Below are 18,168 nucleotides of genomic sequence, written 5' to 3'. Positions count from 1 at the left end.
GCCCGAGCCGGCGCCGCAGGGTCCGGGCGCCGTCCCGCCGGTCCCCCCGGCCGGCACCGGCGCGGTCCCGACCGCTACCGGTTCCATCCGGCGCCCGAAGACCGGCGGACTCGCCAAGGGCGACCCCGTCCCGGGTGTCGCCAAGAGCGACCCGATCCTCATCGTCGACGGGGTGACGCGCCGGTTCGGCGGCCTCACCGCTGTCGACGTCGACCACCTCGAGATCCCCCGCAACGCCATCACGGCGCTCATCGGCCCCAATGGCGCCGGCAAGACGACGCTGTTCAACCTGCTGTGCGGCTTCGACAAGCCGAACTCGGGCGCATGGTCGTTCGACGGCAAGCAGCTGGCCGGCATCCCCTCGTTCAAGGTGGCCCGCATGGGCCAGGTGCGCACGTTCCAGCTGACCAAGTCGCTGTCGCTGCTCACCGTGCTCGAGAACATGAAGCTCGGCGCCACGGCCCAGAAGGGAGAGAACATCTGGGCCAGCATCATCCCGGCGCTCTGGCGCAAGCAGGACGACGGCATCGAAGAGAAGGCGCGTGAGCTGCTGGCGCGCTTCAAGCTCGACGCGAAGGCCGACGACTACGCCGCGTCGCTCTCCGGCGGTCAGCGCAAGCTGCTCGAGATGGCGCGCGCTCTCATGAGCGACCCGACGCTGGTGATGCTGGACGAGCCGATGGCCGGCGTGAACCCCGCGCTGACGGAGTCGCTGCTCGACCACATCCTCGACCTGAAGGACCTCGGCATGACGGTGCTCTTCGTCGAGCACGACATGCACATGGTGCGCCACATCGCCGACTGGGTCGTCGTGATGGCCGAGGGCAAGGTCGTCGCCGAGGGACCGCCCGACACGGTGATGGAGGACCAGGCGGTGATCGACGCGTACCTCGGCAGCCACCAGGACGTCGATCTGGGCGTGGTCACCGGCCGCGTCGCCGGCGAGCTCGACACCTCCGCCGTCCAGCTGCTCGAAGAGATCCGCGAGGCCGAGGAGGCCTCGATCCACGAGGCCGAGGAGGAGTCCAAGTGAGCGCATCGACGGGCGCAGGGTCGCCGACCGCCGCGGGCGCCACCGCGGAGGCGGCCAAGACCGACCGCATCGTGGTGGAGGTCAAGGACCTCACGGCCGGGTACCTGCCCGGCATCAACATCATCAACGGCGCCAACCTGGTCGCCCGCAAGGGTGAGCTGATCGGCATCATCGGCCCGAACGGCGCCGGCAAGTCGACGCTGCTGAAAGCCATCTTCGGCATGGTGAAGGTGCGCGACGGAGACATCACCGTCGACGGCGAGAGCGTGGTCGGGCTGAAGTCCGACAAGCTCGTGCAGCGCGGCGTCGGCTTCGTGCCGCAGACCAACAACGTCTTCCCCTCGCTCAGCATCGAGGAGAACCTGCAGATGGGCCTGTACCAGCGCCCGAAGGTGTACGCCGAGCGCCTCGAGTTCGTCACCGGCATCTTCGCCGAACTGGGCAAGCGCCTCAAGCAGCGGGCCGGCTCACTCTCCGGCGGTGAGCGGCAGATGGTCGCGATGTCGCGCGCGCTCATGATGGACCCGTCGGTGCTGCTGCTGGACGAGCCCTCGGCCGGTCTGTCGCCCGTGCGCCAGGACGACGCGTTCATCCGCGTCTCCGACATCAACAAGGCGGGGGTGACGACCATCATGGTCGAGCAGAACGCCCGTCGCTGCCTGCAGATCTGCGACCGCGGCTACGTCCTCGACCAGGGCCGCGACGCGTACCACGGCACCGGCCGCGAGCTGCTGAACGATCCGAAGGTCGTCGGCCTCTACCTCGGCACACTGGGCACCGAGGGGCACTGACCCCACGCCTGCACCAAGAGCGGAGCGGATGCCTCGGAGAGAGGCATCCGCTCCGCCTCTTCGTGTGCGCGCGCGGCATCCCCGGCCAACCGGGGCGACAACGGCAGAGGGCCCCGGATCGCTCCGGGGCCCTCTGGTGTCGACTGACCCGAATCAGTTGATGCGGGTGTGCGTGTTGTCGGCGCCGTACTCGAAGATGCCGATCGACGCCTCGGTCGGATCGCCGTTCTCGTCGAACGTGACGTTGCCCGAGTAGCCGTCGTAGTCGGCGGTGCCGCCGTCGAGGATGATGTCGGCGCACTCCTCGAACGAGGTGCACTTCTCACCCTCGCCGCTGCCGCCCGAGACCTCCTGCAGCTTGCCGGCGATGTCGGCCGGGTCGTTGGAGTTGGCTGCGAGTGCGGCCAGCGCCAGGAGCACGACGGCGTCGTACGACTCAGCGGCGTAGTTGAGGTCGGCGAGCTCTTCGTTGCCCTCGCCGGTCCACCACTCGTTGAGGCGCTCGATGAAGTCGTCCTCGAGAGCGGGTCCGGGCTGCGTGCCCTTCGAGCCCTCGATGCTCACCGGCATCTCGTCGCCCCACTGGCTGGTGTTGCCGTCGACGAAGTAGAAGTTGCCTCCGTCGAAGCCCTCCGCCACGATGGCCGGCACGATCGTCGAGGTCTCGACGAAGCCGATCACGGCGATCGCGTCGGGGCTCTCGGCGAGCACCGCGCTGACCTGCGCGTCGAACGTGGTGTCGGTCGCGTTGTACGCCTGGCTGGCGACGACCTCTCCACCGGCGGCCTCGAAGTTCTCGGTCAGCGCCGCCTCGAGACCCGTGCCGTACGCGTCGTTGAGGTAGATGATGCCGAGGCTCTGGTGGCCGTCCTCGGCGATCAGGTTGCCGAGCACCTCACCCTGGAGCAGGTCGCTGGGAGCGGTGCGCCAGTAGAGGTTGTCGTCGTCCCACGTGGTGAAGTCCGGCGAGGTGTTGGCCGGGGAGAACGTGATGACGCCCGCGGCGACCGCCTGGTCGAGGAACAGCTTGGTCACACCGGACGAGGCGGCGCCGATGAGCGCCTGAACGTCGTTGCCCAGCAGGCGCGGGACGGTGGTCTCGTAGGCCTTGTTGTCGGGGTCGCCCGAGTCGCCGAACTCCACGTCGACCGTGATGCTCTTGGCGGCCTCGTTGATGTCGGCCGCGGCGAGGCCGACACCGGCCTCCTCGGGCGGGCCGAGGAACGCCAGGGCTCCGGTCTGCGGAAGGACCGTGCCGATGTTCAGCGAGAGTTCCTCGCGGTCCTCGCTGGGGGCACTGGTCTCGCCTCCGCCGGTGTCACCGCCGCCGGTGCAACCGGCGAGGACGAGGGCGCTGGCGCCGGCGAGCGCGATGCCACCGAGGACGGTGGCCTTGCGCGAGCGGGTGAAGACGCTCATGTTGCTCCTTGCTGTATGTATGTGGGCGCGGCTCGGGCGCCCGACCCAATGCGATAAACCTAACCGCGCCGGAGGGCGCGCAGTGTTGCCATTCGTTAACGATGTGTAACGCGTGTGACCGGGGCATTCCGTTCCGATAACGGCCCGCGGCGCCACCATACCCCCCAGCGGTATAGACTGGCCATCGAGGTACCCCACAGGGGTATCACCCACCGGTTCCAAGAGAGGGAAGACATGACTGAGGCCGAGTACAAGGTGACGGGCATGAGCTGCGGGCACTGCGAGGCATCCGTGCGCGGCGAGGTGTCCAAGCTCGCCGGCGTCGAGGACGTCCACGTCAGCGCCGCCGCCGGCACCCTGAAGATCGTGTCCTCCGCCGAGCTCGCCGACGAGGCGGTCATCGCCGCGGTCGACGAGGCCGGCTACACCGCGGTCCGCGCCTGATGGCCCCCGCCTCGGCCCCGGCCGCCCGGATCGAGCTCGAGATCGGCGGCATGACGTGCGCGTCCTGCGCCTCGCGGATCGAGAAGCGGCTCAACCGGCTCGACGGGGTCGAGGCATCCGTCAACTACGCCACCGAGAAGGCGGTCGTGCGGGGCCCCTCGGGCCTCGACGCGCAGACGCTCATCGACGAGGTCGTCAAGACCGGCTACACCGCGGCGGTGCCCGCTCCCCCCGTGGAGGACGCGACCGCGTCCGAGGAGGCGGATCCCGAGCTGCGCGCGCTGCGGCAGCGGCTGATCGGATCGATCGTGCTGTCGGTGCCGGTGATCCTCATGGCGATGATCCCGCCGCTGCAGTTCACGTACTGGCAGTGGGCGTCGCTCGCCCTGGCCGCCCCGGTCGTGGTGTGGGGCGCGTGGCCCTTCCACCGCGCGGCGTGGGTCAACCTCCGCCACGGCGCAGCGACCATGGACACGCTCATCTCGCTCGGCGTGTCGGCGGCCTTCCTGTGGTCGGTGTACGCGCTGTTCCTGGGGCACGCCGGCATGCCCGGGATGACGCACACGTTCGAGTGGTCCGTCACCCCGAGCGACGGTGCGGGCGACATCTATCTCGAGGTCGCCGCGGGCGTCACCACCTTCGTGCTGGCGGGCCGGTACTTCGAGCAGCGCTCGAAGCGGCGCGCGGGTGCGGCGCTGCGGGCCCTCCTCGAGATCGGCGCGAAGGACGTCGCCGTGCTGCGGCCGACCGCCGCGGGCGCGACGGAGGTGCGCGTGCCTATCGCCGAGCTGCGCGTCGGCGACGAGTTCGTGGTGCGGCCCGGCGAGAAGATCGCCACCGACGGCGTCGTGGCATCGGGGACGTCGGCCGTCGACGCCTCGATGGTCACCGGCGAGTCCGTGCCCGTCGAGGTCGTGCCCGGCGACGCGGTCGTCGGCGCCACCGTCAACGCCGGCGGGCGGCTCGTGGTGCGCGCGACCCGCGTGGGCGACGACACGCAGCTCGCCCAGATGGCGCGCCTGGTCGAGGAGGCCCAGTCCGGCAAGGCGCAGGTGCAGCGCCTGGCCGACCGGATCTCCGGGGTCTTCGTGCCTGTCGTGCTGCTGCTCGCGCTCGGCACGCTCGTGGCATGGCTGCTCACCGGCGCCCCGGCATCCATGGCCTTCACCGCCGCCGTCGCGGTGCTGATCATCGCGTGCCCCTGCGCGCTCGGTCTCGCCACCCCCACCGCGCTCCTCGTGGGCACCGGCCGCGGCGCGCAGCTCGGCATCCTCATCAAGGGGCCCGAGGTCCTGGAGTCCACGCGCACCGTCGACACCGTCGTGCTCGACAAGACCGGCACGGTCACGACCGGCCGGATGGCTCTCGTCGACGTGGTGGTCGCGTCGCAGACGGGGCAGACGGATGCCGCGCCATCCGGTCGCTCTCAGCTCCTCCGTCTCGCGGGTGCGCTCGAGCACGCGTCCGAGCACCCGATCGCGCAGGCGATCGCCCGCGCGGCCGCCGATGAGACCGGACCGCTCGCCGACGTCGAGGCGTTCCAGAACGTGCCGGGGAAGGGCGTCTCGGGCGTCGTGGACGGCCACGCCGTGCTCGTCGGACGCGAAGCGCTCCTCACCGACTGGTCGCTCGCGCTGCCCGCCGATGTCGCCGCGGCCAAGGCATCCGCCGAGGCGCTCGGGCGCACCGCCGTGCTGGTCGCCGCGGACGGCGCCGTGCGAGGACTCCTCGTGGTGGCCGACCAGGTGAAGCCGACGAGCGCCGAGGCCGTCGCGCAGCTGCGCGCGCTCGGGCTCACGCCGGTGCTGCTCACCGGAGACAACGCCGCCGCGGCGCGCGCGATCGCCGACGAGGTCGGCATCGAGCGCGTCACCGCCGAGGTGCTCCCGCACGACAAGGTCGCCGTCATCGAGGCGCTGCAGGCGGAGGGCCGCGTGGTCGCGATGGTCGGCGACGGCGTCAACGACGCCGCCGCCCTCGCTCAGGCAGACCTGGGACTCGCGATGGGGACGGGGACGGATGCCGCGATCGAGGCATCCGACATCACGCTCGTCCGCGGCGATCTGCGCAGCGCCGCCGACGCGATCCGGCTCTCGCGGGCCACGCTCGGCACCATCAAGGTGAACCTGTTCTGGGCGTTCGCGTACAACGTCGCCGCGATCCCCCTCGCGGCCCTCGGGCTGCTGAACCCTATGATCGCCGGAGCGGCGATGGCCTTCTCGAGCGTCTTCGTCGTGGGCAACAGCCTGCGGCTGCGCCGGTTCCAGAGCCTCTCCACCCGTCACCGCTGAAGGAGTCCGACATGACCGACACCACCCTCGCGCCTTCGCCCGCCGGAGAGCACTCCCACCACGGCTACATCACCGACAAGGACAAGTACCTCAACCGCCTGAAGCGCATCGAGGGTCAGGCCCGCGGCATCCACAAGATGGTGGAGGACGAGAAGTACTGCATCGACATCCTCACGCAGATCAGCGCCCTGACCTCGGCGCTCGAGGCCGTCGCGGTCGGGCTCCTCGACGACCACCTGCGCCACTGCGTCGTGGACGCGGCTCGCCTGGGCGGCCCCGAGGCCGACGCGAAGATCACCGAGGCCTCGCAGGCCATCGCACGCCTCGTGCGCTGAGCTGAGCGACGAGGCCTCACGCGGCGGCGCGCATGCGCCGGGCGTGGAGGATCGAGTCGACCGTCAGCACCGAGAGGGCGAGCCACACCAGCCCGAAGCCGATCCACCGCTCCAGCGGCATCGGCTCCCCGAGCACCAGCCACCCCACGAGGAACTGCAGGATGGGCGCCACGAACTGCAGCAGCCCGATCGTCGTGAGCGAGACCCGGCGGGCGCCCGCGGCGAACAGCAGCAGGGGGATCGCGGTGACGATGCCCGCCAGGCTCAGCAGCACGGCGTGCGGCCAGCCGGCGGCGCCCATCGTGAGCCCCTCCGTCACGCCGACGATCACGAGGACCGCCACCGCGATCGGGGTCAGCCACAGCGTCTCGAGGGTGAGGCCGCTGACGGCATCCACCGACGGCCCGACCTTCTTCTTGACCAGGCCGTACACGCCGAACGACACCGCGAGGGTGAGGGCGATCCACGGGAAGGCGCCGTAGCCGACGACGATCACGGTGACCGCCGCCGCGGCGATACCGATGGCGACCCACTGCGTCGGCCGCAGGCGCTCCCGCAGCACGAGCACCGCGAGCAGCACGGTGGCGATCGGGTTGATGAAGTAGCCGAGGCTCGTCTCGATGACGTGCCCGGTCAGCGCGCCGTAGATGAAGACCTGCCAGTTGACGTAGATGACCAGGCCCGCGATCACGGTCAGCCCGAGGACCCGCGGCTGCCGGAAGATGGCGACGAGCCGGGGCCACGTGCGCGTCACCGTGAGCAGCAGCGCGCAGAACGCGAGCGACAGCAGGATGCGCCACGCCACGATCTCCCACGGCCCGGTGGGAGCCAGCAGCAGGAAGTACAGCGGCAGGAAGCCCCACAGCAGGTACGCCGAGAACGTGTAGATCCCGCCCACCGAGCGCTCCCGCGCCTCGGCGACGCGGACGGCGCCGGTGCTGGTGGTGACCCCGAGGTCCAGCGCCGTGGAGTCGTCGAGCCCGTCCGCCTCGGCGCGTGCGGGGAGGCGGGACTGCTCGTGACTCACCGGGTCAGCCTACGCCCGCCCGACGCGGGCGGCGCGGGGATGAGCCCGGCACACGGCGAGAGGGCCGGATGCCGAAGCATCCGACCCTCTCGGTTCGCGCAGCGCGCGGGACTCAGCGGACGACGACCGCCAGGACGTCGCGGGCCGACAGGACGAGGAACTCGTCGCCGCCGAACTTGACCTCGGTCCCGCCGTACTTGCTGTAGATCACGCGGTCGCCGACGGCGACGTCGAGCGGGATGCGGTTGCCGTTGTCGTCGATACGACCCGGGCCCACCGCCACGACCTCGCCCTCCTGGGGCTTCTCCTTGGCGGTGTCGGGGATGACCAGACCGCTGGACGTGGTCTGCTCGGCCTCGACCTGCTTGATGACGATGCGGTCCTCGAGCGGCTTGATGGAAACCGACACGGTCTACCTCTTCCTTCTTGAGACTAAGACTCGTTAGCACTCTGCCCTTGAGAGTGCTGATGTCAGTCTAGGCAACCGGCTGGCACTCACGCAACGTGAGTGCCAACGGAGGACGTCGTGTGACGGCGGAAGTAGGCTCGGCGGGTGGAGATGTCCGAACTGGAGGCGCTGCTGACGCCCGAGGGCCTGCGGCTGCTCGACGCGATGGCGCCGGTGGAGTCCTCCGACGACGTCGCCCGCGCGGTCACGCGCCTGCGCCGCGAGGGGCACTCCCCCGACCTGGTGTCGGCGGTCGTCGGCCAGGCGCGCCTGCGCACCCGGGCGACCGCGAAGTTCGGCGATCTCGCCGCCCGGATGCTCTTCACGCGCGCAGGCCTCGAGCAGGCCACGCGCCTGCCGATCGCGGTCCGCCACGCGGCCCGCTTCCGCGAGGCGGGCTTCGCGCACGTCGCCGACCTCGGGTGCGGCATCGGCGGCGACGCGCTCGGGCTCGCGGGGCTCGGCCTGAGGGTCACGGCCGTCGAAGCCGACGAGGTGACTGCCGGCATCGCCGCCTACAACCTCGCTCCGTTCGGCGCGGACGCCGAGGTGCGCCACGGCACCGCCGAGACGGCCGACCTCGCCGGCGTCGACGCGGTGTGGCTCGACCCGGCGCGTCGCACCGCCGGGCATACCGAGACGGCGCGCACGCGCCCCGAGGACTGGTCACCGCCGCTCGACTGGGTGTTCGACCTCGCGCACCGCATGCCGGCCGGCGTGAAGCTCGGCCCCGGGCTGGACCGCGAGTCCATCCCCGACGACGTCGAAGCCCAGTGGGTGAGCGCGGACGGCTCCACGGTCGAGCTCGTGCTGTGGTCGGGCGCCCTGGCGCGTGCGGGCGTGCGACGCGCGGCGCTGGTCATGCGCGGCGAGTCCGTCCACGAGCTGACCAGCGGGGCGGATGCCTCGGACGAGCCGGTCCGCGAGCTCGGGGCGTACCTGCACGAGCCCGACGGCGCGGTGATCCGCGCGCGGCTCATCGGCGACGTCGCGCGCTCGCTGGGGGCGGGGATGCTCGACGAGCACATCGCCTACCTGACGTCGGACGCCGCGCTGACGTCGCCGTTCGTGTCGACCTTCCGCGTGCGCGAGACGCTCCCGGCCGATGAGAAAGCCCTCGCGAAGGCGCTGCGGGAGCGGGGTATCGGGCGCCTCGAGATCAAGAAGCGGGGCGTCGACGTCGACCCGGCGACGTTGCGGACACGGCTGAAGCTGCGCGGCAGCGAGGCGGCGACGCTGATCCTGACGCGGATCGGCACCCGCCGGACCGCGATCCTCGCCGACCGCGTCTGACCCAGCCAGGCCGCCCGGTCGGGGCCTGGCCTCGTCAGCGTCCGATTCCGTCGGACCCTGCCGCGTCAGCCGAAGAGGTTGGCCCGCATCGCGGCGAAGAGCAGCCACCCCCCGCTGTAGAGGATCGAGACCGTGCCGAGCGCGATCGCCCACACCGCGACGGCCCGGCTCTCGAGCGGGCGGCGCAGCGCGATGATCGCCGAGACGACGGCGACCAGGCCGATGGGGAAACCCCAGCCGACGAACAGCGACACGATCAGCCCGATGATGCCGAAGGCGAGCGCCCAACCGGCGAGCCCGCGGCTGAACGCGTCGTCGTCGGGAGCCACCCAGTCGCCGGCGTCGGCCGAGAATTCGCCGCCCGGCTCGGCGGGCGCCGTCTCGACGGTCACCGGGACGGGCGCCGTCGGAAGGCGCGAGAACCCGCCGCGATGCTCACCGGGAAGCGGCGACGCCTCCTGCGCGAGCTCGACGTCCGGCGACGGCGCCTCCACCGTCGCCCCGCCGGTCCCGGCCGGCGCCTCAGTCGTCATCCCGCCGGCCGCGGCCGCCGCCTCGGCACCGCCACCGACGACCCGGCCGTCGGCGGGACGCGCCGGGGATTCCGGCGCGGCGGGAGGCGGCATCCGCTCGTCGCCTGTCATGCCCGCTCCGCGACCTGGATGTCGGTGACCGGCAGGGTGGAGTCGGCGCCGAACTCGAGGGTCGACGGCGGGCGGCCCGCCATGATGAGCTCCGACGTCAGCGCCGCGATCATGGCGCCGTTGTCGGTGCACAGCGACAGCGGCGGGATCCGCACCGTCACGCCCTCGGCGGCCGCCCGCTCGAGGGCGACGTCACGCAGGCGGCGGTTGGCGATCACGCCGCCGCCGAGCAGCAGGCGGGGCACGCCGTGGTCGCGGCACGCCGCCAGCGCCTTCGTGACGAGCACGTCGACGACGGCCTCGCGGAAGCTCGCCGCGACGTCGGCGACCGGCACCTCCTCGCCCGCGGCACGGCGCTGCTCCACCCACCGGGCGACCGCGGTCTTCAGCCCCGAGAACGAGAAGTCGTAGCGGTGGTTCGCCATGTCGGACGCCCGCGACAGCCCGCGGGGGAACGTGATCGCGTGCGGGTCGCCGGATGCCGCGGCGCGGTCGATCTCGGGACCTCCCGGGTAGGGCAGCCCGAGCAGCCGCGCGACCTTGTCGAACGCCTCGCCGGCAGCGTCGTCCATCGTCTCGCCGAGCAGTTCGACGTCGCTCGTGAGGTCGCGGACGAGGAGGAGCGAGGTGTGGCCTCCGCTCACGAGCAGCGCGACGGTGGGGTACTCGAGCGGCGGCGCCTCGGAATCCAGGATGTCGGCGGCGATGTGGCCGACGAGGTGGTTGACGGCGTAGAGCGGCTTGTCCAACGACACCGCGAGCGCCTTGGCCGCACCGACGCCGACCATGAGGGCGCCGGCAAGTCCCGGTCCGCTCGTCACCGCGACGGCGTCCAGGTCGGCCAGGGCCACGCCGGACTCGGCGAGCGCCGCCTCGATCGCCGGCTGCAGCGCCTCCAGGTGCGCGCGCGCCGCGACCTCGGGAACGACGCCGCCGTAGCGGGAGTGCTCGTCCATGGAGCTGGCGATCGTGTTCGACAGCAGCGTGCGCCCGCGGACGATCCCGATGCCCGTCTCGTCGCAGCTCGTCTCGATTCCGAGCACGAGCGGCTCGGCCGGGAACGTCGATGCGCTCACGTGCACACTCCCCCCTCCCAGGCCCCGCCGCTCCGGAATTCGGAGGTCCCGCCGTTTTCCGGATCCTGGGGGCGATCCGCTCCGGAAAGCGTGCGATCGTCCGAAGTCCGGATCGCGGACTCAGCCGGAGCGGACGGATGCCGCGCCGCGGCCCAGCCGCGCAGGTCGAGCTTCATCACCACGGCGTCGACGTCGTCGGGCTGGTAGTAGCGGGGCTTGCGTCCGATCTCGAGGAAGCCCTCCGAGGCGTACAGCGCCTGGGCGACCGGGTTGTCGGCGCGGACCTCGAGGAACACCTCGACCACGCCGCGTCGGCGGGCCTCGTCGAGGAGGGCCCGAAGAAGGGCCCGGCCGCGACCACGGCCCCGCGACGCCTCGGCGATCGCGATGGTCTGGACGTCGGCATCCTTCGCGCTCTTCACCGCCCGCAGGCCGGCGTAGCCGAGCAGCCGGCCGGCCTCCTCGTCCACGACGTACCAGCCGTGCGGCGACGCGAGCTCCTCGCGCATCATCGCCTCCGACCACGCGTCGGTGGGGAACGAGGCGCGCTCGAGCGCCATGATGGCGGCGAGGTCGTCGCCCGTGGCGGCGCGGAGGGTCACGCGATCACCCGCTTGGGCGCGAGCGAGGGCGTCACGTCGGGCGAGCGCAGGTACAGCGCGTCGGCGGACGCGAGGCTGCGCCCGGCGGCGAGGGCGCGGGCCGCCGCGAGCGCGAGCATGGCGGCGGGGATGCGATCGGCGTCGCGCCGCGCGGCGCCCAGGCCGGCGAGCACGCCGTCGAGATCGTCGCGCGGGGCGAGTGCGGGCTCGGCGGTGCGGATCGGCAGGCCGTCGTCGTCGATGCCGCGGTACACGGTGTAGGCGAACTCGCGCCGGCGGGCGTCGGTCACCACCGCGAAGGTGCCGGCGTCGGCGTCCTCGGCGCCGGTGGCGTATCCCCAGTCCGTGGTCAGCGCGGTGTGCAGCAGGAGCTCGAGCGCGACGGCGTCGTGGCTGGGCACGGGCACGACCGGCACGCCGCGGCCGAGCGCGAACGTGCGCGCGGCGGCGATGCCCACGCGAAGGCCGGTGAACGGCCCCGGCCCCATGCCCGCGGCGACGTGCGTGATCCGGGAGGGATCGACGGATGCCTCCGAGAGCGCCCGCTCGATGAGCGTGCCGATGACCTCGGCATGACCGCGCGGGTCGGGGCTCTGCACCTCCGAGCGGATGACGCCGTCGAGCTCGACCACCGCCACTGCGGAGCCGAGCGAGGTGTCGATGCCCAGGATCACCCTTCCAGGGTAGTCGGCCGTCCTCGGGCGTCGGCTACGGGCGCCGGGCGATCGACACCCGCCGGGGGCTGTCGGCGTCGAGCTCGGCATCGTGGGCGGTCGTGCCGCACGCGGTGTCGACGCCGCGGCCGTGCCACTCGCGCTCGATCTCGACGTCCCACCAGTGATCCCTGATGCCGTCGACGAGCCCCCTTCCCCACTCGACGATCACGACCGAGCCGTCGAAGTCGATGTCGAGGTCGTCGAGCTCCGCGGCGGAGCCGAGCCGGTAGGCGTCCACGTGCACCAGCGGCGCGCCGCCGGAGAGCGAGGGATGCGTGCGCGCGAGGACGAACGTCGGGCTCTGGACGGGTCCGCGCACGTCGAGGCCGCGGCCGATGCCGCGCGTGAGCGTCGTCTTGCCCGCCCCGAGGAGGCCGGTGAGCACCACCATGTCGCCCGGGCGCAGCATCCGTCCCATCTCCTCGCCGAGCGCCTCCATCGCCTCGGGCGAGGTGATCTCGCGGGTGCCCGCCAATGCGTCGATTCCCTGGGTCGCCTTCACGCCGGGTGCAACACCCGGTGCGCCGTCGTCGTTCCCGGTCATGGCGTCGTCGCCGGTCATTCCGACACCTGCCGCCGCGCCACGCGGGGTCCGACCCGCGTCACGATCTCGTAGTTGATCGTGCCGGCGGCATCCGCCCATTCCGTCGCCGACGGCGCCCCCAGGGTCGGGTCGCCGAAGAGCACCGCCTCGTCGCCGACCGAGACCGGGTGGTCGCCGACGTCCACGACGAACTGGTCCATCGCGATCCGCCCGGCCACCGTGAACCGGCGCCCGCCGATCAGCACGGGGCCTGCGCCGGACGCCTGGCGGGGGACGCCATCGGCGTAGCCGAGCGGGACCAGCGCGAGCGTCGTCTCGCGGTCGGTGCGGTAGTCGTAGCCGTACGACACGCCCTTGCCGGCGGGCACGCGGCGCACCGCCGCCACCGCGCCGCGCAGGGTCATCGCGGGGCGCAGGCCGAGGTCGGCCGACGTGCGGTCGTCGAACGGCGAGAGCCCGTACAGCCCGATGCCGATGCGCACGCACCCGAGCCGCGACTCGGGCAGGTCGATCGCGGCGTGCGTCGCCGCGATGTGCCGCAGCGGCGGGGCGAGCCCCAGCGAGGCGGCCACCCCCACGCCCTCCTCGAACGCCGTCAGCGCCGCACGGTCGTCGGCGGCCGAGGCGTTGGAGAGATGGCTGAAGAGCGCGATCACGCGGATGCGGCCGATGCGCTCCAGGCGCGCCGCCTCGGCGAAGACGACGCGGTAGTCGTCGGGCGCGATGCCGTTGCGCGAGAGGCCGGTCTCGAGCTTCAGGTGGACGCCGACGGGACGGTCGCCGGATGCCGCGGCCGCAGCCTTCTGCAGCTGGCCGAGGTTCGAGATGCCGAGCTCGATGCCGAGGGCGGCCGCCGCGGCGAAGTCGGCGTCCGGCGCGTGCAGCCACGCGACGATCGGGGCATCGATGCCGGCACGGCGCAGCGCCAGCGCCTCGGTGATGTCGGAGACCCCCAGGCGCGCGGCGCCGCCGGCCAGCGCGGCGTTGGCGGATCGCACGGCGCCGTGCCCGTAGCCGTCGGCCTTGACCACCGCGATGATCTCCGAGCCGGTGAGCCGGCGGAGATGCCGCACGTTGTCCTCGATCGCGCCGACGTCGACCGTCGCCTCGCGCAGGGCGCCGGCGGGCAGGCGGCTCATGCGCGGTCCCCTGTGGTGTCGGGGGCGTCGCCGATGCCGGTGTCGTCTGACGCGACGCCGGGGGCGGACTCCGCGATGACATAGGCGGTCGCGAGGCCCGCGTCGTGCGAGAGCGACAGGTGCAGGGCGGTGATCCCCCGCTCGGCGATGACGGCGGCCGTCGAGCCGCAGAGTGAGAAGACGGGGCGACCGGATGCCTCGGACGCGATCTCGATCTCGGTCCAGTGCACGCCGTCCGAGCCGCCGAGCGCCTTGATGAGCGCTTCCTTGGCGGCGTAGCGGGCCGCGAGCGAGTGCGGCTTGAGCACGCGCTCCGCGTCCGAGAAGAGGCGCTCGACGAGCCGGGGGGTGCGCTCGATGGTCCGCTCGAACCGCGGGATGTCGACCAGGTCGACGCCGATCCCGACGATCATGTGGTCCTCCTGCCGCCGCGGACGCGGCATCCGCCAGACTATCGCGCCGCGACGGCCGCACCTCCCCCGCCGACCCTTGCCCGCCGACCTTTGCCCGCCGACCTTTGCCCGCCGACATCGCGGTTACTCGGCGAACGACCACGACATCGGCGCCGATAGCGTGCGATCTCGCCGAGTACGCGGTTACTCGACGGTGTGTGAGGTCGGGAGGGCGCGACGGGACGCGACGACGCCGGGACCGGAGCGCGAGGGCCGGATGCCGCTACTCGACCGTGACGGACTTCGCGAGGTTGCGGGGCTGGTCGACGTCGAGGCCCTTCGCCGTGGCGAGGCCCATCGCGAAGATGTGCAGCGGCACGACCGCGAGGAGCGGCTCGAAGAAGGGTCCGGCGAGCGGGATGCGCAGCACCTCGTCGGCCTTGGGCAGCACGGCGGCATCGCCCTCCTCCGCGATCGCGATGACCCGGGCGCCGCGCGCCCGGATCTCCTCGATCGAGGAGATGACCTTCTTGTGCATCTCCGCCGACTGGCGCGGCGACGGCACGATGACGAACACCGGCTGGCCGGGCTCGATGAGTGCGATGGGTCCGTGCTTGAGCTCGCCGGCGGCGAAGCCCTCGGCGTGGATGTAGGCGAGCTCCTTGAGCTTGAGCGCGCCCTCGAGCGCGATCGGGTAGCCCACGTGGCGTCCGAGGAAGAGCACCGAGCGGGTGTCGGCCATCCAGTGCGCGAACTGCTCGATGCGCGGCTGCTCGCGCTCGAGGATCTGCGAGATCTTTCCCGGGATCGCCTCGAGCTCGCGCACGTGGTCGCGCGCGTCGGCGGCGCTGACCGCCCCGCGGATGCGCCCGATGTGCAGACCCATGAGGTACAGCGCGGTGATCTGGGCGACGAACGCCTTCGTCGAGGCGACCGCGACCTCAGGACCCGCGTGCGTGTACACGATCGCGTCGGACTCGCGCGGGATCGTCGCGCCCTGGGTGTTGCAGATCGACAGCGTCTTGGCGCCGCGCTCGCGCGCGTACTTGACGGCCATCAGCGTGTCCATCGTCTCGCCCGACTGCGAGATCGAGACCACCAGGGTGTCGGCGCCGATCACCGGGTCGCGGTAGCGGAACTCGTGGGCGAGCTCGACGTCCACGGGGATCCGCGTCCACTGCTCGATCGCGTACTTGCCGACCTGGCCGGCGTACGCCGCGGTGCCGCAGGCGATCACGATGATGCGCGAGATGCCGTGGAAGAGCTCGTCGAGGCCGTCGAGCTCGGGGATGACGACCTCGCCGTCGCGCACGCGGCCGCGCAGCGTGTTGGCCACGGCCTCCGGCTCCTCCGAGACCTCCTTGGCCATGAACGACGACCAGCCGCCCTTCTCGGCGGCGGCGGCATCCCAGGTGACCTCGAACGGCTCGACCTCGACGGGGTTGCCCGAGAAGTCGGTGACCTCGACGCCGCCGGGCGTGATCGCGACGATCTGGTCCTGGCCGATCGCCAGGGCGTTGCGGGTGTGCTCGACGAAGGCGGCGACATCGGAGCCGAGGAAGTTCTCGCCCTCGCCGAGGCCGATCACCAGCGGCGAGTTGCGGCGGGCGCCGACGACGAGACCGGGCTGGTCCTCGTGCATGGCGAGGAGCGTGAAGGCGCCCTCCAGGCGCGAGACCACGGCGCGGAAGGCGGTGACGAGGTCGCGCGTGCGGCGGTACTCGCGGCCCAGCAGCACCGCGGCGACCTCGGTGTCGGTCTCGCTGCGGAACGTGAAGCCGTCGGAGAGCAGCTCGTCCTTCAGCTCGGCGAAGTTCTCGATGATGCCGTTGTGGATGACGGCGAGCTTGTCGTCGTCGGCGAGGTGCGGGTGGGCGTTGCCGTCGGTGGGGCCGCCGTGCGTCGCCCAGCGGGTGTGCCCGATGCCGGTGGTCCCGTCGGCGAGCGGGTGCGCGGCGAGGTCGTCGCGGAGCACCTTCAGCTTGCCGGCGCGCTTGCGCATGCCCAGGCCCCCGTCGCCGTCGATGACGGCGATGCCCGCGGAGTCGTAGCCGCGGTACTCGAGCCGCGAGAGCCCGGAGATCAGAACGGCCTGGCTCTGGCGAGGGCCCACGTATCCGACGATTCCACACATGCCGACAATGGTAAGCGCGGCGGTTTGCGAGGAGACTGAACGAATAGCGGATGCCGCGGCGCGCGGCATCCGTCACCGTCCGCGTCGCGGGGCTCGTCGTCAGCCGGTGGGGCGTCGCGTGCGGTCGAAGCGCAGTCCGCTCTCGCCCTCGCCGGCGGCGGGGCGCACCGAGCGGGCGGTCCACTGCACCCACGAGCCGTCGGCGCGGCGTGCCAGTCGCGGGGTCCGCTGCACCCGCACCCCCTGCCGCGGGACTTCGCCGGCGAAGATGATCCGCTGCTGCTCCTCCGACAGCAGCACGCCCGCCGGCTGCACCGTCTGGTCGCCGCGGTCGAGGTCGGCGCGCTGCAGGAAGACGCCGCGCTCGCCCACGCGCGAGACGTACGGGAACCAGTTCGCGGGCACGAACGTGACCAGCTCGTACCCGAGCACCTGGTCGAGGGGCTCGTCGCCGGGGTCGATGGGCGGGAGCGCCGGCGCGGGCGGCGGCACGACGGGCGCGGGATCGCCCGACGGCGCGGGCACGGTCTGCTCGATCGCCCACACCAGGTTCGCGGTCTCGTCGCGCACGAACCGCACGTCCTCGACGGGCGCGCCGCCGAGCGTGCTGGCCGGCGCGGGGGGCACCAGGATCCCGGCGACCTCGGCGCGGCCGCCCGGCCCTCCGCGGCGAGCCTCGGTGACGGCGTACATGCGCCACGGCGCGGCGAACCCGCCGGGCGGCACGGGGGACGGCTGCTCGTCGGCGAACCACAGCGAGCCGAAGGTGTCGCGCCACGTCACGCGCTGCACCCGCAGCACCCCTCCCGGCGGGCAGTCCACCGGCAGGACGAGCCAGTCGTCGCCGGTGACGAGCGCGGCCTCGACGACGAGCACGCGAGCCAGTTCGTGCGGGTCGGCCCATACCTGGCCGAGGTCGAGGTCGGCGTCCTCGAACTCCCAGAAGCGCGAGGTCGGCATGCCCGGGAACGTCAGCTGCGATGCCAGCAGGTGGCGGGTGAGCGGGACGGTCTCCGCGTCCCCGGCGTCGGGCGGATCCCGGTCGGGCTCGAGATCGAACGCCGCCCAGCCGATCTCGCCCCCGCCGTGCGCGGGCGCGTGCAGCACGGCGCCGGTGGTCGCGACGGCGAACTCGTACTCGAGCCGGCCGGGGATCCAGCTCGACGGCGTCGCCGCCGGCTCGACCTCGGCGGCGTACCACGCGAGCCATTCCACCACGGCGGCCATGGCGACGCGCCGGCGGGCAGCCCCCGGGCGCAGCGCCGCCGTGAACCACCCGGGCGTGCTGCCGGAGAACGCGTCCGCGACCCGCGCGGCGTCCAGCGCCGCGCCGGCGAGCACGCCGTTCACGCCCGCCCAGTCCCCCGCCGGCTCGCCCTCGGCCGGGCTGACGTCCTTCTTGACCCCGCAGCGCCGGACGAGCGCCGCGACGGCGGCCGTCTCCCCCAGCTCGGCGAGCGCGTCCTGCAGCGCCCAGGCGACCGCGGCCGCCGCCCGAGGCGGAAGCGGGTGCGCGGACTCGTCCTCGACCAGCGGCTCGAGCAGTTCACCGGGATCCAGCGCCCGCCATCCGGACTCCGCGCCGTCGAACGGGCCGGGATGCCACGCCACGAGCGGATCGAACTGCGCGTCGACCGTCACCGCGAGCGGCGTGCCGGTGTCCTCGCCGGTGAGCTCGCCGAGCTGCCACTGGCGGCCGAGCAGCCACAGCGGGTCCCAGACCTGGGCCATGAGCCCCGTCGCCGGGTCTCCGCTCACCGGGTTGGGCTCGATCCTCGTCGTGAACGGACGGATGCCGCCGCGTCCGGGGAACGGCACCGCGCGGAACATGCCTGCCACC

Annotated in this window: 18 protein-coding genes; 6 read left to right on the top strand and 12 right to left on the bottom strand. The window is 72.6% G+C overall.

The features are described 5' to 3' along the window. Window positions 1-85 precede the first annotated feature (85 nt). Both ACFRAL_RS14510 and ACFRAL_RS14505 read left to right on the top strand, forming a co-directional pair. On the top strand, window positions 86-1,033 hold the full coding sequence (locus ACFRAL_RS14510) for an ABC transporter ATP-binding protein (RefSeq protein WP_378884308.1): 948 nt from the start codon (window positions 86-88) through the stop codon (window positions 1,031-1,033). Between the two features lie 68 nt (window positions 1,034-1,101). Then, a complete protein-coding gene (locus ACFRAL_RS14505; protein ID WP_336398334.1) occupies window positions 1,102-1,824 on the top strand; it encodes an ABC transporter ATP-binding protein in 723 nt (240 codons plus the stop codon). A 153-nt stretch (window positions 1,825-1,977) separates the two neighbouring features. Here the strand turns inward: ACFRAL_RS14505 and ACFRAL_RS14500 are convergent, their stop codons facing one another. Beyond that, window positions 1,978-3,243, bottom strand: coding sequence for an ABC transporter substrate-binding protein (locus tag ACFRAL_RS14500; protein WP_336398166.1), 1,266 nt, complete (start codon window positions 3,241-3,243; stop codon window positions 1,978-1,980). Window positions 3,244-3,477: 234 nt separating this feature from the next. Between ACFRAL_RS14500 and ACFRAL_RS14495 the strand changes: the two genes are divergently transcribed. From ACFRAL_RS14495 to ACFRAL_RS14485, 3 genes are read left to right on the top strand one after another with little or no spacing between them, the layout of a single operon-like run. Then, window positions 3,478-3,687 carry a heavy-metal-associated domain-containing protein gene (locus ACFRAL_RS14495; RefSeq protein WP_336398165.1) on the top strand — a complete coding sequence of 70 codons (210 nt, stop codon included), beginning with the start codon at window positions 3,478-3,480 and terminating at the stop codon, window positions 3,685-3,687. Further along, the gene (locus tag ACFRAL_RS14490; protein ID WP_378884114.1) at window positions 3,687-5,978 is read left to right on the top strand and encodes a heavy metal translocating P-type ATPase; all 2,292 of its coding nucleotides are present in this window, start codon (window positions 3,687-3,689) and stop codon (window positions 5,976-5,978) included. Before ACFRAL_RS14495 ends, ACFRAL_RS14490 begins: the two co-directional genes overlap by 1 nt. 11 nt (window positions 5,979-5,989) lie before the next feature. Further along, complete coding sequence (locus ACFRAL_RS14485) at window positions 5,990-6,313, top strand: metal-sensitive transcriptional regulator (protein WP_336398163.1); 324 nt, start codon at window positions 5,990-5,992, stop codon at window positions 6,311-6,313. Window positions 6,314-6,329: 16 nt separating this feature from the next. On the opposite strand, the gene rarD is transcribed toward ACFRAL_RS14485, so the two are convergent. Together rarD and groES are read right to left on the bottom strand one after the other, a co-directional pair. After that, a complete protein-coding gene (rarD, locus tag ACFRAL_RS14480) occupies window positions 6,330-7,211 on the bottom strand; it encodes an EamA family transporter RarD (RefSeq protein ID WP_378884304.1) in 882 nt (293 codons plus the stop codon). A gap of 241 nt (window positions 7,212-7,452) precedes the next feature. Then, a complete protein-coding gene (gene groES, locus ACFRAL_RS14475) occupies window positions 7,453-7,749 on the bottom strand; it encodes a co-chaperone GroES (RefSeq protein ID WP_045275440.1) in 297 nt (98 codons plus the stop codon). A gap of 144 nt (window positions 7,750-7,893) precedes the next feature. On the opposite strand from groES, the gene ACFRAL_RS14470 reads away from it, so the two are divergent. Continuing rightward, on the top strand, window positions 7,894-9,081 hold the full coding sequence (locus tag ACFRAL_RS14470) for an SAM-dependent methyltransferase (protein ID WP_378884111.1): 1,188 nt from the start codon (window positions 7,894-7,896) through the stop codon (window positions 9,079-9,081). 65 nt (window positions 9,082-9,146) lie between these two features. Here ACFRAL_RS14470 and ACFRAL_RS14465 read toward each other — a convergent pair whose 3' ends face one another. From ACFRAL_RS14465 to ACFRAL_RS14425, 9 genes are all read right to left on the bottom strand, one after another. Then, a complete protein-coding gene (locus ACFRAL_RS14465; RefSeq protein WP_378884109.1) occupies window positions 9,147-9,725 on the bottom strand; it encodes a hypothetical protein in 579 nt (192 codons plus the stop codon). Further along, complete coding sequence (gene tsaD / locus ACFRAL_RS14460) at window positions 9,722-10,807, bottom strand: tRNA (adenosine(37)-N6)-threonylcarbamoyltransferase complex transferase subunit TsaD (protein ID WP_378884106.1); 1,086 nt, start codon at window positions 10,805-10,807, stop codon at window positions 9,722-9,724. Before tsaD ends, ACFRAL_RS14465 begins: the two co-directional genes overlap by 4 nt. After that, window positions 10,798-11,403: a ribosomal protein S18-alanine N-acetyltransferase gene (rimI, locus tag ACFRAL_RS14455; RefSeq protein WP_378884104.1), complete on the bottom strand. Its 606-nt coding sequence runs from the start codon at window positions 11,401-11,403 to the stop codon at window positions 10,798-10,800. Before rimI ends, tsaD begins: the two co-directional genes overlap by 10 nt. Beyond that, complete coding sequence (gene tsaB / locus ACFRAL_RS14450; RefSeq protein WP_378884101.1) at window positions 11,400-12,077, bottom strand: tRNA (adenosine(37)-N6)-threonylcarbamoyltransferase complex dimerization subunit type 1 TsaB; 678 nt, start codon at window positions 12,075-12,077, stop codon at window positions 11,400-11,402. The genes rimI and tsaB overlap by 4 nt, the downstream gene beginning before the upstream one ends. A gap of 34 nt (window positions 12,078-12,111) precedes the next feature. Further along, complete coding sequence (gene tsaE / locus ACFRAL_RS14445; RefSeq protein WP_378884301.1) at window positions 12,112-12,663, bottom strand: tRNA (adenosine(37)-N6)-threonylcarbamoyltransferase complex ATPase subunit type 1 TsaE; 552 nt, start codon at window positions 12,661-12,663, stop codon at window positions 12,112-12,114. Between the two features lie 14 nt (window positions 12,664-12,677). Continuing rightward, window positions 12,678-13,802 carry an alanine racemase gene (gene alr / locus ACFRAL_RS14440; RefSeq protein ID WP_378884098.1) on the bottom strand — a complete coding sequence of 375 codons (1,125 nt, stop codon included), beginning with the start codon at window positions 13,800-13,802 and terminating at the stop codon, window positions 12,678-12,680. Beyond that, a complete protein-coding gene (locus tag ACFRAL_RS14435) occupies window positions 13,799-14,215 on the bottom strand; it encodes a holo-ACP synthase (protein ID WP_378884096.1) in 417 nt (138 codons plus the stop codon). The genes alr and ACFRAL_RS14435 overlap by 4 nt, the downstream gene beginning before the upstream one ends. A 262-nt stretch (window positions 14,216-14,477) precedes the next feature. Then, the gene (gene glmS / locus ACFRAL_RS14430; RefSeq protein ID WP_378884093.1) at window positions 14,478-16,328 is read right to left on the bottom strand and encodes a glutamine--fructose-6-phosphate transaminase (isomerizing); all 1,851 of its coding nucleotides are present in this window, start codon (window positions 16,326-16,328) and stop codon (window positions 14,478-14,480) included. Window positions 16,329-16,427: 99 nt separating this feature from the next. Then, window positions 16,428-18,167, bottom strand: coding sequence for a hypothetical protein (locus ACFRAL_RS14425; RefSeq protein WP_378884091.1), 1,740 nt, complete (start codon window positions 18,165-18,167; stop codon window positions 16,428-16,430). Window position 18,168: the final 1 nt, after the last annotated feature.

It is taken from the genome of Microbacterium sp. NPDC056736 (assembly GCF_042790415.1).
Lineage (GTDB): Bacteria > Actinomycetota > Actinomycetes > Actinomycetales > Microbacteriaceae > Microbacterium.
The sequence above is the reverse complement of the archived record's forward strand: the minus strand, read 5'-3'. Positions and strand labels throughout refer to the sequence as shown.

What these genes read in the sequence shown, in the direction of transcription:
- ACFRAL_RS14500 (WP_336398166.1), bottom strand. Translation starts at nt 3,243, where the DNA reads ATGAGCGTCTTCACCCGCTCGCGCAAGGCCACCGTCCTCGGTGGCATC.
- ACFRAL_RS14495 (WP_336398165.1), top strand. Translation starts at nt 3,478, where the DNA reads ATGACTGAGGCCGAGTACAAGGTGACGGGCATGAGCTGCGGGCACTGC.
- ACFRAL_RS14490 (WP_378884114.1), top strand. Translation starts at nt 3,687, where the DNA reads ATGGCCCCCGCCTCGGCCCCGGCCGCCCGGATCGAGCTCGAGATCGGC.
- ACFRAL_RS14485 (WP_336398163.1), top strand. Translation starts at nt 5,990, where the DNA reads ATGACCGACACCACCCTCGCGCCTTCGCCCGCCGGAGAGCACTCCCAC.
- ACFRAL_RS14465 (WP_378884109.1), bottom strand. Translation starts at nt 9,725, where the DNA reads ATGACAGGCGACGAGCGGATGCCGCCTCCCGCCGCGCCGGAATCCCCG.
- tsaE (WP_378884301.1), bottom strand. Translation starts at nt 12,663, where the DNA reads ATGACCGGGAACGACGACGGCGCACCGGGTGTTGCACCCGGCGTGAAG.
- alr (WP_378884098.1), bottom strand. Translation starts at nt 13,802, where the DNA reads ATGAGCCGCCTGCCCGCCGGCGCCCTGCGCGAGGCGACGGTCGACGTC.
- ACFRAL_RS14435 (WP_378884096.1), bottom strand. Translation starts at nt 14,215, where the DNA reads ATGATCGTCGGGATCGGCGTCGACCTGGTCGACATCCCGCGGTTCGAG.
- glmS (WP_378884093.1), bottom strand. Translation starts at nt 16,328, where the DNA reads ATGTGTGGAATCGTCGGATACGTGGGCCCTCGCCAGAGCCAGGCCGTT.